At 45.4% G+C, this 20,436-nt stretch carries 19 protein-coding genes; 12 read left to right on the top strand and 7 right to left on the bottom strand.

Translation table 11 applies throughout. The features are described 5' to 3' along the window. Positions 1-382 precede the first annotated feature (382 nt). Complete coding sequence (locus V1358_RS03130) at positions 383-3,388, top strand: bifunctional diguanylate cyclase/phosphodiesterase (RefSeq protein ID WP_347392553.1); 3,006 nt, start codon at positions 383-385, stop codon at positions 3,386-3,388. A 48-nt stretch (positions 3,389-3,436) separates the two neighbouring features. On the opposite strand, the gene smrB is transcribed toward V1358_RS03130, so the two are convergent. After that, entirely contained in the window at positions 3,437-4,000 is a 564-nt protein-coding gene (gene smrB / locus V1358_RS03125; protein WP_347389009.1) for an endonuclease SmrB, read from the bottom strand. A gap of 90 nt (positions 4,001-4,090) precedes the next feature. On the opposite strand from smrB, the gene prmB reads away from it, so the two are divergent. The 6 genes from prmB (at position 4,091) to V1358_RS03095 (ending at position 10,003) form a co-directional block, all read left to right on the top strand. Further along, positions 4,091-5,026 (top strand): 50S ribosomal protein L3 N(5)-glutamine methyltransferase, encoded by a 936-nt coding sequence (prmB, locus tag V1358_RS03120; RefSeq protein WP_347392552.1) that lies wholly within the window; start codon positions 4,091-4,093, stop codon positions 5,024-5,026. A gap of 47 nt (positions 5,027-5,073) precedes the next feature. Then, positions 5,074-6,174, top strand: coding sequence for a chorismate synthase (gene aroC / locus V1358_RS03115; RefSeq protein ID WP_347392551.1), 1,101 nt, complete (start codon positions 5,074-5,076; stop codon positions 6,172-6,174). Positions 6,175-6,273: 99 nt separating this feature from the next. Further along, positions 6,274-6,828: an elongation factor P hydroxylase gene (locus V1358_RS03110; protein WP_347392550.1), complete on the top strand. Its 555-nt coding sequence runs from the start codon at positions 6,274-6,276 to the stop codon at positions 6,826-6,828. Next, positions 6,818-7,948, top strand: coding sequence for an ATP-NAD kinase family protein (locus tag V1358_RS03105; RefSeq protein ID WP_347392549.1), 1,131 nt, complete (start codon positions 6,818-6,820; stop codon positions 7,946-7,948). Before V1358_RS03110 ends, V1358_RS03105 begins: the two co-directional genes overlap by 11 nt. Continuing rightward, entirely contained in the window at positions 7,948-8,226 is a 279-nt protein-coding gene (locus V1358_RS03100; protein ID WP_347389014.1) for a YfcL family protein, read from the top strand. Before V1358_RS03105 ends, V1358_RS03100 begins: the two co-directional genes overlap by 1 nt. Positions 8,227-8,446: 220 nt before the next feature. Continuing rightward, positions 8,447-10,003 carry an AbgT family transporter gene (locus tag V1358_RS03095; protein WP_347392548.1) on the top strand — a complete coding sequence of 519 codons (1,557 nt, stop codon included), beginning with the start codon at positions 8,447-8,449 and terminating at the stop codon, positions 10,001-10,003. Between the two features lie 59 nt (positions 10,004-10,062). Here the strand turns inward: V1358_RS03095 and V1358_RS03090 are convergent, their stop codons facing one another. Both V1358_RS03090 and smpB read right to left on the bottom strand, forming a co-directional pair. Beyond that, positions 10,063-12,663 carry a TonB-dependent receptor gene (locus V1358_RS03090; RefSeq protein ID WP_347392547.1) on the bottom strand — a complete coding sequence of 867 codons (2,601 nt, stop codon included), beginning with the start codon at positions 12,661-12,663 and terminating at the stop codon, positions 10,063-10,065. Positions 12,664-12,944: 281 nt separating this feature from the next. Further along, positions 12,945-13,427 (bottom strand): SsrA-binding protein SmpB, encoded by a 483-nt coding sequence (gene smpB / locus V1358_RS03085; RefSeq protein ID WP_347389017.1) that lies wholly within the window; start codon positions 13,425-13,427, stop codon positions 12,945-12,947. 162 nt (positions 13,428-13,589) lie between these two features. Here smpB and V1358_RS03080 point away from each other — a divergent pair, with 162 nt between their 5' ends. The 3 genes from V1358_RS03080 to V1358_RS03070 are packed head-to-tail and all read left to right on the top strand — an operon-like array spanning position 13,590 to position 14,873. Then, positions 13,590-14,030: a type II toxin-antitoxin system RatA family toxin gene (locus V1358_RS03080; protein ID WP_347389018.1), complete on the top strand. Its 441-nt coding sequence runs from the start codon at positions 13,590-13,592 to the stop codon at positions 14,028-14,030. Beyond that, positions 14,030-14,362, top strand: a complete 333-nt coding sequence (locus V1358_RS03075) for an RnfH family protein (RefSeq protein WP_347389019.1) — start codon at positions 14,030-14,032, stop codon at positions 14,360-14,362. The genes V1358_RS03080 and V1358_RS03075 overlap by 1 nt, the downstream gene beginning before the upstream one ends. Continuing rightward, complete coding sequence (locus V1358_RS03070) at positions 14,355-14,873, top strand: YdcF family protein (protein ID WP_347392546.1); 519 nt, start codon at positions 14,355-14,357, stop codon at positions 14,871-14,873. Before V1358_RS03075 ends, V1358_RS03070 begins: the two co-directional genes overlap by 8 nt. 40 nt (positions 14,874-14,913) lie before the next feature. Here V1358_RS03070 and V1358_RS03065 read toward each other — a convergent pair whose 3' ends face one another. Continuing rightward, positions 14,914-15,276: an outer membrane protein assembly factor BamE gene (locus V1358_RS03065; RefSeq protein ID WP_347389021.1), complete on the bottom strand. Its 363-nt coding sequence runs from the start codon at positions 15,274-15,276 to the stop codon at positions 14,914-14,916. Between the two features lie 105 nt (positions 15,277-15,381). Between V1358_RS03065 and V1358_RS03060 the strand changes: the two genes are divergently transcribed. Beyond that, positions 15,382-15,681, top strand: coding sequence for a GIY-YIG nuclease family protein (locus tag V1358_RS03060; protein WP_347392545.1), 300 nt, complete (start codon positions 15,382-15,384; stop codon positions 15,679-15,681). Here V1358_RS03060 and V1358_RS03055 read toward each other — a convergent pair. From V1358_RS03055 to ilvC, 3 genes are all read right to left on the bottom strand, one after another. After that, the gene (locus V1358_RS03055; RefSeq protein ID WP_347392544.1) at positions 15,629-16,537 is read right to left on the bottom strand and encodes a M28 family peptidase; all 909 of its coding nucleotides are present in this window, start codon (positions 16,535-16,537) and stop codon (positions 15,629-15,631) included. The two genes, V1358_RS03060 and V1358_RS03055, sit on opposite strands and share 53 nt — an antisense overlap. Next, positions 16,537-17,703: a tetratricopeptide repeat protein gene (locus V1358_RS03050; RefSeq protein WP_347392543.1), complete on the bottom strand. Its 1,167-nt coding sequence runs from the start codon at positions 17,701-17,703 to the stop codon at positions 16,537-16,539. Before V1358_RS03050 ends, V1358_RS03055 begins: the two co-directional genes overlap by 1 nt. A gap of 198 nt (positions 17,704-17,901) precedes the next feature. Next, the gene (gene ilvC / locus V1358_RS03045) at positions 17,902-19,374 is read right to left on the bottom strand and encodes a ketol-acid reductoisomerase (RefSeq protein WP_347392542.1); all 1,473 of its coding nucleotides are present in this window, start codon (positions 19,372-19,374) and stop codon (positions 17,902-17,904) included. Between the two features lie 121 nt (positions 19,375-19,495). Here ilvC and ilvY point away from each other — a divergent pair, with 121 nt between their 5' ends. Beyond that, positions 19,496-20,374 (top strand): HTH-type transcriptional activator IlvY, encoded by an 879-nt coding sequence (gene ilvY / locus V1358_RS03040; RefSeq protein WP_347392541.1) that lies wholly within the window; start codon positions 19,496-19,498, stop codon positions 20,372-20,374. Positions 20,375-20,436: the final 62 nt, after the last annotated feature.

Here is a 20,436-nt window from a genome sequence, read left to right as displayed (position 1 = left end):
GAATATGTGTGAATCTCACGTACTCGCTTGCGCCTCCCTAGCAAGGGTGGAAAATAAAAAAGCGAAAAAATACGTAAGACATAATGTTCATACCTCCAATCTACTGGCTTGGCCGCCTAAAAGTCAATAGCCACAGGTGGCCTAAATTGAAATTAGTAAATTGTTTTTAATTTGGTTACAAAAATACGTGATAAGACTACGAACTTATTGTGTTTTTGTTCCCGTTGTGGGTATATTTAGGGTTGAGTTAGTGCTTTTGTATTAGCTGGTAACAAAATAGACGGATTTTTTGCGTCAAAAAGTATATACATGCGCGCTGTGGCTGTTATATTTGCTAGCTGGCTAAAATAATAAAAAACCAGATACTTAAAAAGGATCGGCTGTGGTTTATAGGCGTCCACCATCACGATTTGGCATCCACTCGTTGAGCATCAAGCTATCGGCATTGATCTCTGCCATTTGTTTGATAGCGGGTATTTTTGCCGCTGTTTTTATGCTCAAGTCTGAGCAAAAGCAGCTTATGTTCGAAGAGCGCGAGGAGCTGGAGCAATACAGTGCGCGATTCATCGGTCAATTTGACCAGCTCATTGATACCAAGACTAATATTGCGGAACAAGCAAATGCAGTTGTAAGCCGTGCGTTGTTTACAGACGATGTTCAATTTAGTGTCACTCTCCCCCAATTTTTAGCAACAGACGAACTTACATTGCGATCTGTATCGCGAGATGGCTTATCTGGAGCGGTCCTGCCTAAAGCAAACTTCAACGGATACTACGAAAGTTTATTTGCGCGCTCAGAGGCTCTTTGGCAGGTTATTTCACCTACATTGACGCAAGAGTTCTTTAATTTTTTCGTGCTCACAGAAGATGATTTTGTGCGTGTTGCCCCAGCGAATTGGGCTTTAGATGTGCCAGCCGATTATCGCGCCCATAATGCCATTAAATTTGACCGCGCGGGTCCAGATAATAACTCCGAAAGAGCCGCGATTTGGACACCGGTATACTATGATGATGTGCTTGGAAAATGGGTCGTAAGCATAGTTACTCCGATTTATAAAGAAAATCAGCATGTGGCTCTGACGGGCGCAGACATCGAATTGTCTAGTTTATTGAGTTTCTTACCAATTGAAGACACCAAACAACAATTGTTTGTAGTGGACTCAAAAGGCCAGCTATTGGCGCATCCGAATATAGATCAAGAAACATATAAAGAGTATGGACGCGCGGGCAAACGCTTACGAATGTCAGATTTTGTCAATTCCAATTTAGTGGAGTTGGTAACTGATGCAATGCGCACTCGTTTACCGACAGTGACAGAGGACTTTGATTACGAGGGAGAAACTTACCTCACCACCATTCGCAAAGTTGAAGGGTTGGATTGGTACGTGGGTATTTATCGTAAACAATCTAACGCGTTAGAAGCGCTTGAAACCTTACAGTTGAAGTTTCTGGGGTTGTTTATTTTATATGCTATTTTAGTTGCTTTGTTATTACACCAAGCTTTGTACCAGCTCGTGTTACGCCGTATTTATCTGCTGGTTGACGCGGTTTCCAGCTTTGGTAAAGGTAAAATGGACACTGAGTTTCCACCGGAAAGCACTGATGAGATAGGTGTGCTCAATGGCTCGTTCAAAGACATGAGTGTGGAGCTCAGTAACACTATTTCAGGTTTAAATCAGCGCATTAAAGAAAAAGAAATTGCTGAGCAAGCGGCGAATCGTTTATCCAAAGCCGTGGCGCACTCTGGTACGGGTGTATTGATCACTAATTACCAATTAAACATTGAGTACGTTAACCCGAAAATGCTGGAAATGACGGGCTTTGATGAAGACCATTTCAGTGATGCTAAGTTATTGAGTGTTATAGCCAAAGAGATGGCCATATTCAACGACGATATCGAGTACGACCTACGCACGCGCAATTATTGGCGTGGTGACACCATGCTTGAGCGCGCTGATGGTCAAGCGCTTTGGGTTTCGTTGAGTGTGTCACCCATCCGCGATGAAGATGGAGTGGTAAACAGCTATGTGGTGTCTGCGCAGGATATTTCTTTCGTAAAAGAAAGTCAGCGCAAAATGGAGCAGCTAGCTTACTTCGATACCCTAACAGGGCTGGCAAACCGCACCTTCTTCAGAATGCAGCTACGTAAGTCTATGGCACTGGCAGAGCGCGGACATTATGCGTTTGCGCTGTTCTATTTTGACTTAGATGAATTCAAACGTATCAACGACACGCTTGGCCATGACATTGGTGACCAACTACTTGTAGAAGTTGCAAACAGGCTTAAAAACCGTTTGCGCACTGAAGATACGATTGCTCGTTTAGGCGGGGATGAGTTTGCAGTGCTGTTGAGTGGTATCGAGAATCAGGAACGAGCGGCAGAAGTAGCGAACACCATTCAACGTACGTTAAACGAGCCTATTCAACTGGGGAACAATGAAATCATTGTTAGTGCCAGTATAGGTATCACCATGGCGCCGGATGACAGCAGCGAAGAAGACCAACTGCTTAAACATGCCGACTTGGCGATGTATGAAGCCAAAGCTAAAGGTAGGAATACCCATCACTTCTATTCGCGTGAGCTAAATGCTGCTGCGAATGAGCGATTATATATTGAAAACGAATTGCGTCATGGGATACGAGACAGTCAATTCCATCTGAACTATCAGCCTCAGGTTGATAGCCGCACCGGCAAGATACTTGGGTTTGAAGCCTTGATCCGTTGGACTCACCCAACTCGAGGTGTTATTTCACCCGTTAAGTTTATCCCGATTGCTGAGGCCACCGGATTAATTGTTGAGCTGGGCGAATGGGTATTGCGTGAAGCGTGCTATTTCTCTTCACGACGCGCCAAAGCAGGCCTAGAAGCGAACATATCCGTTAATTTATCTGTGCGCCAATTCCAAGATGCGACGCTTATTCCGACCCTTGCGAGCATTTTGAAAGAAACCAATGTGGCACCTCGCAATTTGCATCTTGAATTAACAGAAAGCATGCTGATGGGGGACGTGGATACGGCGATAGGCCAATTGCACGAGATAAAACGTTTAGGCGTATCAATTTCTATCGATGATTTTGGCACCGGCTATTCTTCATTGAGTTATCTAAAACGCTTCCCTGTGGATGTGTTAAAGGTTGACCGCTCATTCGTCCAAGATATTCCGGATGATCCAAATGACATGGAGATCACTGCGGCGATTATCGCGATGGCGCAAAAATTGAATTTAAATGTCGTTGCTGAAGGTGTAGAAACCAAAGAGCAAATGGAATTCTTAAAAGCCAATAACTGCTTCGTCGTTCAAGGTTACTATTTCAGTAAGCCATTAACCGAAGCCGATGTATTGGAGCTTCCTGAATACTTTGCCGGATTAGCGATGGTAGGAAAGTAGAGCACTATCAACGTATAAGCATTACCTTTGCACCTGCTCAGGTAATGCTTATAAAAGAGGGCTCACATCCACTGGCAAGTCAATCAAAATCACCACAGCTCCACGGCCACCATATTCCAGCGGAGCTTGGTGCATGGCAATAACATCAGGGTGCTGCACAAGATACTGAGGCACTTTGTGTTTCAAAATGCGCTCACCGATACCATGAACCACGCAAGCACATTGCACATGCTGCTTTTTACAGGCACTGATCAGTGCCGCCAGCTCTAATTTCACCGTTTCTTTGCTCATGCCGTGGCAGTCAAGAATAAGTTCTGGTGAATAATCACCACGGCGCAGTTGTTTGGCGAGATATCTGTCTTCACCGTCTTTGACGTAACTGATTGTACCGCTAGTGTCGATGTCCGGGATGTATTCGTCCGAAAAGTAGAATTCGGTCTTACTTTGGCGCTGCACTTGTTGGCGCTCGCCAATGTGCTTTTTCTTTTGAGCGCTTAGGCGCACAGTGTCATTGGTAACGCGTTTTGTGCTACCGATAGATTGACGAAACAAGTCTATGTCATCTTGCGATAAATCGCTGTCGTCAATGTGCAAAGTGTGTTCTTTTTTCATGGCCGAGAGTTTAGCCAAAAAAAGCGTAAAAACCTAGCGCTAAACACGCTACAATGAGGCCATTATTAGTGAGCAGATATTGCGAAAAGTATGAACGAAAATCTTATTAGCGAAGCTGAGCTACACGAAGCGCAGCAGGAAATGCATAGCATTAGTGATTGGTTACGGTGGGCAACAAGTCAATTTAGTGCCCATGGTATTTTCTTTGGCCATGGTACTGACAATGCATGGGATGAGGCGGTATCGCTCATATTGCCTGCGTTGCATTTACCCATGGATGCACCACAAGAACTGCTTGCTGCGCGCCTAACTACCAGCGAAAAAATGCATGTTTGTGAATTAATTGAACGCCGTATTAATCAGCGTACGCCTGTGGCTTATCTTACTAACCAAGCATTTTTTGCTGGAATGCCGTTTTATGTGGATGAGCGAGTATTGGTTCCGCGCTCGCCATTTGGTGAGCTTATCAACAAACAGTTTGCGCCTTGGGTAGATGACCCAGTGCAAATTACACGCGTGTTGGATATGTGCACAGGTTCAGGCTGTATCGCGATTGCCTTGGCACAAACATTTGAAAACGCCATGGTAGATGCCGTGGATATTTCACCGGATGCCTTGGTCGTTGCTGATTTTAATATTCATAGTTACAACCTTGAAGACCGAGTGATGCCAATCCTTTCTGATGTGTTCTCAGGTGTGGGTGACGAAAAATACGATTTAATCGTCGCTAATCCACCATATGTGGATGCTGAAGACATGGCCGATTTACCTGATGAATTCCACCATGAGCCTGAGCTTGGTTTAGCCTCAGGTGAAGATGGCTTGGACGTGACCCGTGAACTGCTTGCTAAAGCGTCGTCACATCTAACAGATAACGGTTTGTTATTTGTTGAAGTAGGTAACTCTATGGTACATATGGATGCTCTATACCCAGATGCACCATTTACGTGGCTTGAATTTGAACGCGGTGGTCTTGGAGTATTTATGATTTCTAAAGCTGAGCTTGATGCTTATTTTGGTGAATAATCATCACACTTAGCTGAATTTCGCGCCATTTGGAATGAGGATGAAGTATGGCAGGTAATAGTATTGGACAGATGTTTAAAGTGTCCACATTCGGAGAGAGCCACGGACTCGCCTTAGGCGGTGTCGTTGACGGTTGCCCCGCGGGCCTAGAGCTTGAAGAAGCAGACTTACAAATTGATTTAGATCGTCGCAAGCCTGGACAGAGCCGTTACACCACAGCACGCCGAGAAGAAGACCAAGTTAAGATTCTCTCTGGGGTATTTGAAGGGAAAACAACGGGCACCAGTATTGGCCTGTTGATTGAAAACACCGATCAGCGCTCCAAAGACTACGGTAAAATTAAAGATGTTTTCCGTCCGGGTCACGGTGATTATACCTATTGGCACAAATACGGCATTCGTGACTATCGCGGTGGTGGTCGTTCATCTGCTCGTGAGACAGCCATCCGTGTAGCGGCTGGTGCTATTGCTAAAAAATACTTAAAGCAATTCCATGGCATTGAAATAAAAGCGTGTTTATCACAACTTGGTCCTATTAAGGCCGAGCAATACGACTGGAACGAAGTGGAGCAAAATCCCTTTTTCTTTCCGGACGTAAGCAAGCTCGAAGCACTTGATCAGTACATGCGGGATCTTAAAAAAGAAGGTGATTCCATCGGTGCTAAGGTCAAAGTTGTTGCATCGAATGTGCCTGTGGGATTGGGTGAGCCGGTATTCGACCGTTTAGATGCGGAAATTGCTCACTCCTTGATGAGCATTAATGCGGTAAAAGGGGTTGAAATTGGCGATGGTTTTGATGTGGTAGAGCAAAAAGGCTCAGCGCATCGCGACGAATTGACGCCAGAGGGTTTTACCTCAAATCATGCAGGTGGTGTATTGGCCGGTATTTCTACTGGGCAGGACATTATCGCCAGTATCGCGTTAAAGCCGACTTCCAGTATCACAGTACCGGGACAAAGCATTAATACCAGCAATGAGTCGGTTGAGATGATCACCAAAGGTCGTCACGACCCTTGTGTGGGTATTCGTGCAATCCCAATTGCTGAAGCCATGATGGCAATCACCTTGATGGACCACTTATTGCGTCAACGAGGGCAAAACCCCAATGTGCAATTGCCTCACGGTCCAATTCCAGGGAAGAGACAGTAATACAAAGCGCACCAAACGGTGCGTTTTTTCATCCGCGAATTTTTACAAACAGCGCTAAAGTACGTACAATCCCGCCTAGTTTTAAATCCCCGTGTAGTTATGCATCAAGTCGACGAACTCATCGCTATTTTTGAGCGAACATTTTTTAAGCGCTATCGCACTCGATTAGTGCTCGGCACTGACGAGCCAATCTACTTGCCTGCGAACGACGAGTGTAGTTATCACCGTATCGTTTTTGCTCATGGCTTCTACGCCAGCGCATTACATGAAATTGCACATTGGTTGGTAGCCGGTGAGCAGCGTAGATTACTCGAAGATTATGGCTATTGGTATTGCCCCGATGGCCGCAGCAAAGAGCAGCAACATGAGTTTGAGAGTGTTGAAGTTCATCCACAAGCGATTGAGTGGGCACTGTGTCTTAGTGCTGGGTTTGATTTCAATGTCTCAGCAGATAACCTCGGTGGTGAACAAACCTGTCGCTTTAGTTTCCAGCAAAGAGTGCACGACAAATTACAGAGTTTGATAGCGACGGGGTTCAACGAGAGAACACAGCTGTTAATGCGGGCGTTAGCTGAGCATTACCAGCAACCTTATCCACTAGAGGCACATCACGTAACTTGGCGGCCGCCAGAGGAATTGGATTATGCAGTTTAAATTGGGTTTTATTATCAACCCTGTAGCGGGACTCGGTGGGAGTGTTGCCCTCAAAGGCAGCGATGGTGAGGATACCGCAGCAAAAGCGATGGCCTTGGGCGCGCAGCCTAAGTCCCACCTTCGCGCCAAAGCAGCGCTTGAACAGTTGTTGCCGTATCAAGCAGACTTAACTGTCTTTACCGTTAATGGCGCTATGGGTGAAAACATTGCCAAAGAGTTGGGCTTTAATGTTGAGGTGGTATACCGAAGCAACGAGCCAACTACCCCAGATGATACAGAGCTTGCGGCGCAAGCTTTGGCCAAACACGGGGTTGATTTAATCCTCTTTGCTGGTGGTGATGGCACGGCACGTAATGTCTGTCACGCTATTGGTGATGAAGTCCCTGTGCTTGGTATCCCAGCCGGCTGTAAAATTCATTCTGGTGTTTATGCGATAACGCCAAAAGCCGCTGGGCGAGTTGTTGAAATGCTCGTTAATGGCGAACTGGTGACATTGGCCGAAAGCGACGTAATGGACATCGATGAAGATGCATTTCGAGCAGGCACTGTGCGCGCTAAACGTTACGGCGAGATGCGTGTGCCTAGCGAGTTGCGTTATGTGCAGGCCGTGAAAAATGGCGGTGGCAAGGAAGTTGATGAGTTAGTGCTTGCTGACATCGCTGCGTATGTTGTCAGCGAAATGGATGAAGACTGGCAGTACATTATGGGCTCAGGTTCAACCGTTGCGGCGGTGATGGAGGAAATGGGTCTTGAAAATACCTTGCTCGGTGTTGATTTGGTGCAAGACCAAGCTCTGATTGGCCAAGACATGATGGCGGCTGATTTATTAGCAGCGTGTAAGGGTAAAGCAACCAAGTTGGTGATCACCTTAATTGGTGGTCAAGGCCACATTTTCGGGCGTGGTAACCAGCAGCTAAGCCCAGAGCTTATCCGCCTTATTGGTAAAGAGAACATCATAGTTGTTGCAACCAAGAGCAAACTACAGGCGCTTAACGGCCGTCCACTCATTTGTGACACGGGTGACAGCGAATTAGACGATGAATTATCAGGTTACATTCAAGTGACCACAGGTTTTAATGACCACGTATTGTATGCCGTTGGTCACAGTGAGGAGCAGTAATGGCTTTTTTAGAATACGTAGATGCAGCACAACAGTTTTTTGATGATTTAGTTGATCACGCCGACGACGACCAACTGTTTGCTGGGGGCTACTTACGTGGGCATTTCGATTTAGCTGTGGGCTATGCGCAGGTTGAAAATTTGGCCCTCAGTGCTGATGAGTTGAATGACAACATAGAGAAAAGCTTAGTTAAAGCCTACCACAATGGTGAATTGACTGACGAAGACCGCGACCATGTTGTGGTGATTTGGGAGCAAGTTAAGGCGCTTGCAAACTAGCACTATCTTTGTGGGGTAAGCCTATTCTCGCTTACCCTTTACACTCCCTCTTTGTGACTTTACACCTTGACGCTCCTCGTCATCTTGCATTTGTGGCCTTTATGTTAATTTTCGAGTAGGCTGCTTGTGAAAAAAATTACATCCCTGACGGTATGATGTGCGGTAAACACTACCACTTCTCGTTCAGCAGACATGTAAATGAATTATCTAAGGAGTCACAATGAATAATAATAACGGTGACCAGCAAGGAGCTGCACCAAGTGGCGCCATCGCGCGCTTTTTAAATACTATTGAACACGTAGGGAATAAGTTGCCAGATCCGGCCATGATATTCTTATTCGCTATGCTGCTTATTTGGGCATTATCCTGGGCCTTTTCCGGGGTGACCTTTGATGTCATCGACCCCCGTACTAATGCGCCTATCGTCGTAAATAACCTGCTGACAGGTGATTCTCTCGCTGGCTTTTTAGCCTCGATGGTGAAAACATTCACAGGCTTCGCACCATTGGGTGTTGTACTTGTGGCTATGTTAGGTGTAGGCGTTGCCGAGCACTCAGGCTTTATTAACACAGGCATTAAATTAATGCTTAAGCGCACGCCGCAGATGTTACTTACCCCTATGGTTATTTTAGTGGGGATTGTTTCACACACAGCTACAGATGCTGGCTACGTGCTGGTCATTCCGCTTGCCGGTGTTATTTTCTATGCCATGGGCCGTCATCCACTTGCAGGTATCGCCGCAGCATTTGCTGGGGTCAGTGGTGGTTTCAGTGCTAACTTTATTCCCTCAGGTATAGACCCATTACTGCAAAGCTTTACTCAAAGTGCGGCACAGATAATCAATCCAACGATGGAAGTGAACCCACTTAACAACTACTACTTCACGTCTATCTCAAGTGTCTTTATCATCCTTGTAGGTTGGTACATCACCGATAAAATTATTGAACCGCGCCTTAAAAACTCTGAAGTTGACGGCAACACAGACGAACTACCAGCGTTTGAGCAGGCAACGAGTAAAGAAAAGAAAGCATTTGCGATAGCAACTTTAGTGATGATTGCCGGTTTGGGCTTACTTGCTTATGTTGCTGGCATAGAAGATTCGCCGCTGCGTGCTGAAAATGGCAAATTAGCGGATTTTAGCGCGCCTATTATGCAATCTATTGTGCCGCTTATTTTCTTATTGTTCTGGGTTCCTGGTGCGGTTTACGGCTTTGTAGCGGGCACATTCACTAGCTCGAAAGACATGATCATGGCGATGACTAAAGCCATGGAAGGAATGGCGTACTACATTGTTATGGCATTCTTCTGTGCCTTGTTTATCTCGGCGTTTGCGCAGTCAAATTTAGGTGCTTTATTGGCAATTGAAGGGGCTGCAGTGCTCAAGGCAATGTCATTACCTAGTGGCGTTACCATTGTTGGCATTATCTTCTTAACTGCCTTTGTAAACTTGTTCGTTGGTTCAAGCTCAGCGAAATGGGCGCTGTTAGGACCCATTTTTGTGCCTATGTTGATGCAGCTCAATATCTCTCCAGATTTAACCCAAGCGGCGTATCGTGTGGGTGATTCAAGCTCAAACATCATTACACCTTTGATGCCTTACTTCCCTCTGGTAGTCGTTTATTGCCAAAAGTATGTGAAGAACACTGGCATTGGCACGCTTATCGCGATGATGTTGCCATACTCTATCGCTTTCTTGATTGGTTGGAGCTTATTCTTACTGGCGTATTGGGGCTTAGGTATTCCTTTGGGTATTCAAGCTTCTTACACTTACGGATAAACGTTTACACGTACAAAAAAAGGCCGCTAATGCGGCCTTTTTTGTAACTAGCACTGGGCTTAGTTAAAGCGCCAAGTGAAGTTTGTGTAGATATAACGTCCACGCGGGTTGTGCACAGAGCCAGCATAGCCGTATAAGTCTGAATCACCATCACCGATTGCAAACGGTGGCTCTTCATCAAATACGTTGTTCATACCTACAGAGATGCGAATTGCATCACTCACGTTGTAAGCACCTTGGATATCAACCAGAGTTTGGGCATCAACATCTCGAGATTTCTCAGTGTCGAAATCAAGCGCACCGTCGAAGTCGATATCAGGTGTATCCTCAAATGAGCCGATGTAACTGATGTTCATATTGACGTTGAACTTGTCAAATTCCCAGTTGGTGGCGAATAAACCACGATGGCGCGGGTACTCGTATTCACCGATGTACTCACGGTCATCGCGAGTAAATTCATGCATGTACGACCATTCAAGATTGAACTTCAATAGACCCATGTCATTGAGGTCTAGATTGTAGTTGGTTGACAAGTCGATACCTGATGCTTCTTGCGAGCTCACGTTTTCAAAGGTGCTGTTGACTGTTTGAATCACGCCAAGTGCTTCGCCGTTAACCGCTGGTAAGCGAACACATACTGTGCTGTTTTGGTCGTTGCAATGGGTGTTGTAAACAAAGCCAAAATCTTGCTCGTCAATCTTGTTGTCTTGTTCGATGCTCCATACATCAACTGAGATACCAAATTCTGTCACTGGAGCCCAGATGGCGCCCAAGTTCCAAGATTCTGACTCTTCAGCGTCCAAATCAGGGTTACCTGCGAACTCGATGTTGTAGTCGAGTAGGTCACAGTCTTGGCCCGTCGCTTGGCAACGGTAGGTATCGATGAAGAACTGGCTTTCTTCAGATGGGCCTAAGCCAATCTGTGCAAGTGATGGTGCTCGGAAACCTTGTGCCCATGAACCACGGAGTGAAAATTCACGGTTCGGTGCCCATTTGAACGCCACTTTGGGGTTGGTTGTTGAACCAAAGTCGCTGTAGTCATCGTGACGACCAGCAAGTTGTAATTCAAACTCGTCGTTCAATGGAATTGAGAATTCCACATACGCTGCCCATTGGTCACGCTCTGCCGCTGCTGAAACAGACTCAGTACCAAAAATAAGACCGCGTTGGAACTGGTCATCTGGCACATCACTAACGTCTTCTTCACGGTACTCAAGACCCGCAGCCATCATCACTGTGTTGTTATTGAACTCAAATACATCACCTGTGATGCTGGCATCAAACGAGGTCATGTGTGATTCACCGCGGCGCACTAGGCTGGTAGTAATACGGTCGATAACCTCAGGTGAGTTTTGTACACCACCGAATGGGTTGTAATTACCCGCGTCAATTTCTTGCTGAAGGTAGTCAACACGAACCCAGCCCATAGAGCGATCACCTGTCTGCTCTGATTTACTGCGGCCTTTTTGCGCTGCAACTTCCCAACCCCAATCATTAATTTCACCGCGTAAGCCAGCAACTAAACGAAGCGTGTCAGATTCGATATCCCAACGACGTGGGCCTGCATCAACGGTACGGTAACGGCCAATATCGATATCTTGACCAAATGGGTTGAACGGATGATTTGCAGGTACGGTAAGGCCCGCATCTTCATCAAGTGGCGTAGGCGCACCGCCAGCTTCAGACGTGTTGTGCTGCGCTGCGATTTCTAGGAATGCACTTACATCGCTGTTGAATTTATAATCGAACTGGGCAATAGCACCCACACGCTCTGCAGGTGGCGCGATGAATCCATATGGGCCGTAGTCAAATAAACAGCTACCACTGGCTGTGGCATTTTCAGGTGGACAACTAGGGTCAATAGTTTTTACGCCATCAACATAGAAGTAACCTGGGAAACCGCGAGATGAGCGGAAATCCATACCACCATAAGGTTCTTGGTTGGCAGTACCAAGGCGGCCCATTTCGTCTGACTCTAAACCTGTATTTTTAAAGTAATCTAAGATCAAAGACGCGCTGCTTTTGTCGCTCGTGGTACCCCAAACTAGGCTGGCTGTTGTTTCTTCATGACTAGGGCCTGTAGTGGCGCCATAACCTAGGTTAACTTCAATACCATCAATGTCTTTTTTAAGAATAACGTTAACTACACCCGCAACCGCATCTGAGCCATAAATTGCAGAAGCGCCATCTTTAAGGATGTCGATACGTTCAATGGCCGAAACAGGAATAGAGTTAATATCAACGAATGAATTAGTAATGCTTTCAGCAAACGCACTGATTGCAACACGTCGGCCGTTGATCAGCACCAAAGTCGCATCTGGACCTAAACCACGTAAACTGACCGCAGCCCCCCCGTTTGCGGTTGAGTCTTGGTTGTTGCCGCGTGTTGAAAAGGTACCGTTACCTGCGACAGGCATACGCTCTAGCAGTTGTTGTAAGTTGTCATAACCCATATTGGCAATGTCTTCTTTACCAATACTTTGCACTGGAGAAGGGCCTTCCATATCTGTTCGCTTAATGCGAGAGCCAGTTACTTCAATTCGTTCTACTTTATCTGCGCCTTCTTCATCTGCAAGTGCAACTGTAGATACGGATAGAGCGCTTGAGCCCAAAGCAATGGCAAGTGCTGCACGCAAAGTGCATGGAGTAAACTTTGTCATCCTGAAATCCTTGTTCTTGTCTCCCCAAAGGGATGTGTTGTCATAATGTAAAATATGACCAAAAAATTTGGCCGACATTTACAGCTACATAGGATTAACATTATTAACACATGTCTGGCAATGCGCTTTTTGGAGGGTTCTGTAAAAAAGTTTATAGGTATCAGTTGCTTTTATTTAGGAACATGCGCGTAATAGCGGGGTTTAACGGCAAAAACTGGTGGTATAGACAACACATCTTGTTACGTGTTTTTGGGCATAAAAAAAGCGAGCCAGGGCTCGCTTTATCGTACGGTATGTTTCATCGTTCGCTCTTTTTCACGAGCCCAATCTTTTTCTTTGGTATCAGCACGCTTATCGTGCATCTTTTTACCTTTAGCTAAATGGAACTCTAGTTTTACCCAGCATTTTTTCCAATACATAGCGGTGGCGATAAGCGAGAAACCGTCGCGCTCTGTTGCACCAACTAGGCGATCGATTTCGCGTTTGTTGAGCAGCAGTTTACGGTAACGAAGTGGGTCGCAAATAACGTGCGTTGATGCACTGTTTAATGGCTGTATTTGACTGCCTAATAAAAAGGCCTCGCCATTTTTTAAGTGAATGTACGTTTCTGAAATATTGACCTTGCCTTCACGGATACTCTTTACTTCCCAGCCCTGAAGTTCAAGGCCAGCTTCGAATTTATCGTGTAAAAAGTACTCATGTCGCGCCTTTTTGTTGAGCGCGATGGTATTAGAGGTCGATTTTGCTGATTTTTTCTTTGCCATAGTGGCGCCATTATACTGATTGTCTGAGGATTTACACCAGTTTTTTATTGTCGTGAATCTATGTTCTTCACTCGTTATGCTAGCCAATCAGCTAAGAGTGTCTAATGTCTCTTGGGCCATTGCACAAAGCTTGCTAGAATTGCGTGGTTGTGAGGAGAGGTTATGCCACAAATAGAAAAATCAGCGCTGGTAATGTACAGCAGCCAAGAAATGTTCGACCTAGTGAACGATGTTGATTCGTACCCAGAATTTTTGCCACATTGCAGCGATGCTAAGGTGTTTTCTTCACAGGTTGATGAAATGCGCGCAGGTTTGGAAATTTCTAAAGCTGGCTTAAAAAAGTGGTTCACAACCCATAATAAACTCGATCAAAGTAATCACAGCATCGCACTAGAGTTGGTCGATGGTCCTTTTAAGCATTTACATGGTCGTTGGCAATTTATGGCCCTTGATGAACATGCATGCAAGGTGAGCTTGAAACTTGAGTTCGAGTTTGCCAGCAAACTGGTGGAAATGGCTTTTGGCAAAGTATTTAACGAAGTAGCCAAGAACATGGTGCAAGCGTTTACACAACGCGCGAAAGTAGTGTACGGAGAACGTTAATGATTAATGTTGAAGTGGTTTTTGCGCTACCAGATAAAGCAACAGTGATGCGAGTGGAAGTGCCAAAAGGAAGCACGGCTGAGGAAGCGGTTTTGAAATCCGGCATTGTAGAAAAGTGCCCTGAGATTGATATGAAAAGCTTAACCCTAGGCGTGTGGAATCGTACCTGTAAACTCGATACTGTACTCAAAGAGGGTGACAGAGTAGAAATTTACCGCCCACTGGTAGCTGACCCCAAAGAAGCACGTCGACGTCGCGCTGACAAAGCAAAAGAAGAGGGACGTGCGAATAAAATAACCGGCGCAAAAGTGAAAAGCGACGACCATGACTAATCTCGCTGTCATCATCGTGCTGGGTGCGCCCAACGAAGATGACGGCACCCTAAGCCCAATCGCCGCAGAGCGCGGCAATCTCGCAGCTCATATATATCAGCAATTAAAATCATCCAAGCACTGTAAAGTGCTGTGCACCGGTGGTATGGGCGAGCATTTTAATCGCTCTTCTTTACCACATTGGCAATGGCAGCAGAACCATCTGAGAACACTGGGCGTTGACCAAGCGGACTTTTTGGCTGGTATTTCCAGTCGTTTCACTTTTGAAGATGCCACTTTGGCGCTTGATGAAATAGACGTTGACACAGTGCAGACCTTGCACATTGTTACCTCAGGTTTTCACCTTGCTCGTGTGGCATTTATTTTTGATGCGTTATTTGATGATGTCCAAAGGGTTTATCATGGAGCTAAAGTACCTGTAACAGTGGATGAATACGCCCACTTACTTGCCCATGAACGAGCGGTGATGAAGCGAGAACATGCGAATGTGAGAAAATATCAGCAATCTTGAGTAATAAAAAACGCGGTACAGACCGCGTTTTTTAATTTTCTTATTGTTCCAAAGGCGTATCGAATTCTTCGGGACGCTCATAATCTTCAGAGACAATACTTGCTAATCTGTCGTTCTCAAACTCAAGCTTTAATTGTTTACGCTGTTCAAAATCACGACCTAGGTTAAACACATATAGGTAGTACCACGTGTCTTTATCAAACGGGTCCTGTGCTACAGGCTTACCCAACACGTACAATACTTGTTCTGTCGTCATTTCAACACGAAGTTTGTCTACGTCCGATTGTTCTAAAAAGTTACCCTGAGGAATGTTGATGCGGTAGACCCAACTAGAGCATGCACTTAAACTACTGCATACAATAACGATGGCTGCTACCAGCGAAAACTGTTTAAACCACTGCATGTTCGATTATCAGTCCTTATTTGTTGTTGTTAGCATGATACCCATTCGACACTGAAGGTAAAGCGCGAAATCGTAAATCAGACCGTATCTGAGGTAATTAGTTTAATGAGTTTACAAAATTCCGACTCTTGGTGGTTATATATTGTACAAACGCGGTTTGGCCATTGGTATACAGGAGTCAGCAATGATGTGGTGAAGCGTTTTGACGCACACCAACAAGGAAAAGGTGCCAAAAACCTCAAAGGAAAAGGGCCATTGACCCTGGTTTTTGCAATGCCAGTGGGTTCTCGCAGTGATGCATGTAAATTAGAAGCGCAAGTAAAAAAGCTCACGCGTAAAGCAAAAGAGCAGTTTATCCAAGAACAAAAGAATCACTGCAATGTGCTGAAAGGAGCTGCTCTGTAAAGCCCTGAAGGAGATACAGTGTTTGTTGATAACGGTCAGTATCAAAGTTGCTGAGCGTGTCTGTTGGGCTGTGGTAATGCGGGTCTTCCGCCCCCGTTATAAAAACAAATGGAATTTTTTGCTTCGCAAACGCCCAGTGGTCGCTGGCGCGCAGCCAATCGACTCTATCGTCTTTTACACGCCTATTAATTGCTTGGTTTGACTTAGCAATCTGAGTTTTAATGGTGGTGTTGTCCAGCTGTTCAATAGCTCGCGTGCACAGATTATCTCTGGTAAAGAAAAACAAACGACTGTTGGCTTTAGGCAACTTCAACATATCTAAGTTGATGTTCATAGCTAACTGCTCATGCGGTACTCGCGCAACGAAATGATAAGCCCCGTAGAGCCCAGGCTCTTCTGCGTCAAAGGCAACAAATGTAATTCTGTCTTTAAAAGGCTCAAGTCGCTGCGCAAGATACAGCATGGCCGCTACACCAGAGGCATTATCATTGGCGCCTGCGTATATTTTATTGCCCTTGGTACCGAGGTGATCATAGTGGGCGCTGATCACTAAGCAATTTCGCTGACAGTCAGTGCTAACAACGTTATATCCTATGGCTTTTGAAAAGAACCCTTTTTTAAATTCAAACTCTTGTAGCTCAGTGCTATAACCCAGTTCTTGTAATCGGCTTTGGATATATTGAGTTGCCATGGTGGCTGATGGGGTGCCAGCTTGGCGACCAGCCATAGTGTCACTGGTTAAAGTTGCGATATCGATATACCAAGCTGGCTCAGCATTGATTTGTCTTGCAATTGCTTTGCAGCACACAAGGCTACAAATCGCAGCAAAAACACAAAAGGTCAGTTGGTGGCGCATTAGTTCTGAGCAAAGAGGTTTAATGTTGCCAGCTTACCTTGATATCGTAACTTGTCATAATCAAATTGTGCTCTTTGTTGCGCCATCTTCATAAATTTTTTTGCCGCCTTGATATCGCCCATCAAATAGTATGTGTGTGCCATCCCGAAATAGCTTTCGTGAATTCTTTCATCTAATTCCTTCGCTTGTCTAAAATGCTTTAACGCTTGCCCGAATTCTTGCTGAAGCAGACGTTCGTTACCTAAAGCGATTTGGTAATAAGGATTTTCTTTGCGTATTTCGGCCAACCGAGTTTCGATGTTTTGGGCTAAGTCGTCTCGGTCGGTAAGGCGATATAAAATAGCGAGATTGCCAAGCGCAGTGTTGTTTCTTTGGTCAACTTCAATCGCATATTCATAGGCAATTTCTGCTCGCTCAAAATCGTTGACTGTACGGAACAAGACTCCTAAATTACCCCAGCCACCTGAATAGTATGGATCGATGTTAGTCGCTGCGATGAAGTAGCTATAAGCAAGATTGAAGTCATTTTCAACCAAGGCAGCGGCGCCCTTGTTGTTGTAGAACATAGCGGCAACGCGTTCCTTGGTGATGTCTGTTGTTTTAAATTCACTTCCTGAAATATCAGGGGCAAAATCCACCAATACTTGTCGGCGGTCATTGTATATTTCGACAAAATCGCCGCGTTGTTGGCGAGGCATGTCCAGACGCAGGTTGATATGTCCGGTCAGTAGATTATAGCCTCTGTTGAGTGCCCAATACTCTGGGATGTGTACTCGTTGAAATTGGCCCCGCAAGCCAAGATGTTCAGCCATACTGAATGCTAAAATCGACAGGGATAAGCAGTTGGCGTTGAGTTGATTGTAAGTTTGTGATGCTGTGAGTGTTGCACCCGATTGGTAGCGGACGCTTTTATCTCCATTGTTTAGAAGAAACATCATAAGACGTCGTGTTGAACTTAAATCGCCGAAGCGAGAAGCAAAAGCTTTGTCGAGTTGGGTTTTCATCCGCTCATCAAGTGCAAATATTTCGTCGATAGTTTCTACGGTGTGAATTTCGAATTGCTGAACGTTAGCTAGGTTAACAGGGGGAGGAGACACCTGTGTTTCTGTACTCTGACAACCAGATAACAACACAAGTGAACAAATTAATACAGTTAAAGCTCGCATACTAGCCTCCACAACTCAGGCACAAATTTGCACGTTAAATGTCTGCTTATTGAACGGACTCTCAGTTAAGTATAGCCAAAGGCGGGAAACTGGGTGCTCTTGGAATTGTTACAAAGCGTGTATGACCGATGAATTAAAAAGAAAAAAGCCCATCGCAAAGCGGCTGGGCTTGGGTTCTAACAAGCGAAAGGGTACTTCTTAAACAATCTTTTTCATCGCAGACATGTAGCTACGTAGTTTGGTACCGATTTTTTCAACTGGGTGGCTACGTAGTGCTTCGTTAACTTGGATCAGTGCTTGGTTATCAACGCCATTGTCTGTCTGTTCAAGACCACGACCAATCACATCAGTTTCAATGCCTTGCATGAACGGCTGTAGCAGAGGTAAACAGGCGTGATTATACAAATAGCAACCATACTCTGCGGTGTCTGAAATAGTGCGATTCATTTCGTATAGCTTTTTACGCGCAATGGTGTTGGCGATAAGTGGCGTTTCGTGCAGTGACTCGTAGTATGCTGACTCTTCTTTAATACCCGCGGCAGTCATGGTTTCAAACGCAAGTTCTACACCCGCTTTAACCATAGCCACCATCAAAATGCCATTATCAAAGAATTCTTGTTCACTGATGTTCACATCGCTATTTTCTTGCTGTTCAAACGCTGTTTCAGCTGTTTGCGCGCGCCAACCAAGCAATTTTGCGTCGTCTTCTGCCCAGTCAGCCATCATACCCGATGAGAAATCGCCACTGATAATGTCGTCCATGTGTTTGTTGTACAACGGGCGCATGATGGTTTTTAGCTCTTCACTTAGCGCGAACGCTTTCAATTTTGCAGGGTTGCTCAGACGGTCTAGCATGTTCGTTACACCACCGTGCTTGAGCGCTTCGGTGATCACTTCCCAACCATATTGAATCAGCTTTGATGCATAGCCTGCGTCGATACCTTTTTCAACCATTTTATCGAAGCACAGTAACGAACCTGTTTGCAGCATGCCGCACAGAATTGTTTGTTCACCCATTAAGTCTGATTTCACTTCCGCAACGAACGACGACAACAGTACGCCTGCACGGTCTCCACCAGTGCCCGCGGCATACGCCTTCGCTTGTGCAAGACCTTTACCCTCTGGATCATTTTCAGGGTGTACGGCAATCAGTGTGGGTACACCAAAACCGCGCTTATATTCTTCGCGCACTTCAGAGCCTGGACACTTAGGTGCCACCATGATCACTGTGATGTCATCACGAATTTTTTTACCTTCTTCTACAATATTGAAGCCATGTGAGTAGGCAAGCGTTGCTCCTTGTTTCATCAGTGGCATCACTGCATCAACCACAGCACTGTGTTGTTTATCCGGTGTTAGGTTCAATACCAAATCTGCATCGGGGATGAGTTCATCGTAGGTGCCTACTATAAAGCCATTCTCAGAAGCATTTAGATATGATTGACGCTTTTCTGCAATGGCTGACTCACGCAATGCATAGCTTACGTTTAACCCAGAGTCACGTAGGTTTAGACCTTGGTTAAGGCCTTGCGCGCCACAGCCAACAATGACAAGTTTCTTGCCCAAAAGTACATTTACACCGTCGCTAAATTCACTGCGGTCCATAAAATCACATTGGCCTAATTGCGCCAATTGTTCGCGAAGAGAAAGCGAGTTGAAATAGTTTGCCATTGCTGTTCCTTAAAAATGTTTACTGCAAAAAGGTATTGCAATGACTCTAGGTAATCTTTAGTGTTTCGTAAAATGATATATTTAAATCTTTATGTTTCATATTTTGAAATATAGGTGAGCTGTGCAACATAAACAACTTGAATACTTTCTTGCGTTAGCCGAAACACTGCATTTTGGTCGCGCCAGCAGCCGATGTTATATCAGCGCGCCGACTTTGAGTCGCAATATTAAGCAGCTTGAAGAACAGGTTGGATGTGAGCTTTTTATTCGTGATAACCGACATGTGCAACTGACTGCAGCGGGCGAGGCATTTTGCAATTATGCGAAATCAACGATATTAAACTGGCACCAATTTAAAGCCAGCCTTAACGATGCTCAGGAAGTGCGAGGGGAGCTGAGTATCTATTGCTCTGTGAGCGCAGCGTACAGTTTCCTTAACCCGTTGCTGAGTTCTTTGCGCGCTCGTTACGCACAAATTGAAATGAAGTTGCACACTGGCGACCCAGCCTATGCATTGGAGCGTGTGCTGGACCACCATGAAGATGTTGCTATTGCAGCCAAGCCAGCCAAATTACCACAACAGTTGGCCTTTAGACGATTGGGCTGGTCTGAACTGGTTTTTATTGCCCCTACAATCACCTGTGAAGTGAATAGTTTAGTGTCGTCAGCACAAATCCCTTGGCAGCAGCTGCCATTTATAGTGCCTGAGCAGGGAGAGAATCGAACTCGGCTTACCAACTGGTGGCGTGCTAGGCATATACAGCCGCCTATCTATGCGCAGGTAAGCGGACATGAAGCGCTGGTGTCTATGGTGAGCTTAGGTTTGGGTGTGGCACTCATACCGCAGGTGGTGCTAGAAAATAGTCCATTCAATGACAAGGTGCAAATTGTACAAGTTGATGATGCTCCGCCGCCCTTTGAAATTGGTTTAGTGGCATTGCAGCGACGTTTGTCAGAACCCGTGCTAGAAGCGGTATGGCAAGTGGCGGCGCAAATCTAACAAAGCCAAGAGTGATTAAAAGGAAGCAATTTGTTAACAGTTGTTATTCGATGCTGTATTGA

The organism is Pseudoalteromonas pernae (assembly GCF_039831865.1).
GTDB classification, from domain to species: Bacteria; Pseudomonadota; Gammaproteobacteria; order Enterobacterales; family Alteromonadaceae; genus Pseudoalteromonas; species Pseudoalteromonas pernae.
This window is presented reverse-complemented; position numbering and strand designations above follow the sequence as displayed.

What these genes read in the sequence shown, in the direction of transcription:
- smrB (WP_347389009.1), bottom strand. Translation starts at nt 4,000, where the DNA reads ATGAAAAAAGAACACACTTTGCACATTGACGACAGCGATTTATCGCAA.
- prmB (WP_347392552.1), top strand. Translation starts at nt 4,091, where the DNA reads ATGAACGAAAATCTTATTAGCGAAGCTGAGCTACACGAAGCGCAGCAG.
- aroC (WP_347392551.1), top strand. Translation starts at nt 5,074, where the DNA reads ATGGCAGGTAATAGTATTGGACAGATGTTTAAAGTGTCCACATTCGGA.
- V1358_RS03110 (WP_347392550.1), top strand. Translation starts at nt 6,274, where the DNA reads ATGCATCAAGTCGACGAACTCATCGCTATTTTTGAGCGAACATTTTTT.
- V1358_RS03105 (WP_347392549.1), top strand. Translation starts at nt 6,818, where the DNA reads ATGCAGTTTAAATTGGGTTTTATTATCAACCCTGTAGCGGGACTCGGT.
- V1358_RS03100 (WP_347389014.1), top strand. Translation starts at nt 7,948, where the DNA reads ATGGCTTTTTTAGAATACGTAGATGCAGCACAACAGTTTTTTGATGAT.
- V1358_RS03095 (WP_347392548.1), top strand. Translation starts at nt 8,447, where the DNA reads ATGAATAATAATAACGGTGACCAGCAAGGAGCTGCACCAAGTGGCGCC.
- V1358_RS03090 (WP_347392547.1), bottom strand. Translation starts at nt 12,663, where the DNA reads ATGACAAAGTTTACTCCATGCACTTTGCGTGCAGCACTTGCCATTGCT.
- smpB (WP_347389017.1), bottom strand. Translation starts at nt 13,427, where the DNA reads ATGGCAAAGAAAAAATCAGCAAAATCGACCTCTAATACCATCGCGCTC.
- V1358_RS03080 (WP_347389018.1), top strand. Translation starts at nt 13,590, where the DNA reads ATGCCACAAATAGAAAAATCAGCGCTGGTAATGTACAGCAGCCAAGAA.
- V1358_RS03075 (WP_347389019.1), top strand. Translation starts at nt 14,030, where the DNA reads ATGATTAATGTTGAAGTGGTTTTTGCGCTACCAGATAAAGCAACAGTG.
- V1358_RS03070 (WP_347392546.1), top strand. Translation starts at nt 14,355, where the DNA reads ATGACTAATCTCGCTGTCATCATCGTGCTGGGTGCGCCCAACGAAGAT.
- V1358_RS03065 (WP_347389021.1), bottom strand. Translation starts at nt 15,276, where the DNA reads ATGCAGTGGTTTAAACAGTTTTCGCTGGTAGCAGCCATCGTTATTGTA.
- V1358_RS03060 (WP_347392545.1), top strand. Translation starts at nt 15,382, where the DNA reads ATGAGTTTACAAAATTCCGACTCTTGGTGGTTATATATTGTACAAACG.
- V1358_RS03055 (WP_347392544.1), bottom strand. Translation starts at nt 16,537, where the DNA reads ATGCGCCACCAACTGACCTTTTGTGTTTTTGCTGCGATTTGTAGCCTT.
- V1358_RS03050 (WP_347392543.1), bottom strand. Translation starts at nt 17,703, where the DNA reads ATGCGAGCTTTAACTGTATTAATTTGTTCACTTGTGTTGTTATCTGGT.
- ilvC (WP_347392542.1), bottom strand. Translation starts at nt 19,374, where the DNA reads ATGGCAAACTATTTCAACTCGCTTTCTCTTCGCGAACAATTGGCGCAA.